Here is a 237-nt window from a genome sequence, read left to right as displayed (position 1 = left end):
CCGCGGACCATCTGGTCAGCGTGGCGCGGATCGACGCCGAGGTTCATCGAGATGTCGACGGTCTCGTCGAACTTGGCGCTGGCCTTCTCCTTCACGAGCTTGATCGCTTCGTCGCTGGGATAGAGCTTGAGCGCGTCGATGCCCTCGCGGGCGGCGCGGATGCGCTTGCCTTCGTGTGCCAGTGTGCCCTCCCCTTAAGCGACGACGTCGAGGCCCATGGCCCGCGCGGAGCCACGG

General features: G+C 67.1%; 1 pseudogene. It reads right to left on the bottom strand.

Annotation, left to right across the window (positions count from 1 at the left end):
* Positions 1–182, bottom strand: a pseudogene (locus AC0IY1_RS25585) (50S ribosomal protein L1); the annotation flags it as partial.
* Positions 183–237: the final 55 nt, after the last annotated feature.

The organism is Methylobacterium sp. AC690 (assembly GCF_979256535.1).
The sequence above is the reverse complement of the archived record's forward strand: the minus strand, read 5'-3'. Positions and strand labels throughout refer to the sequence as shown.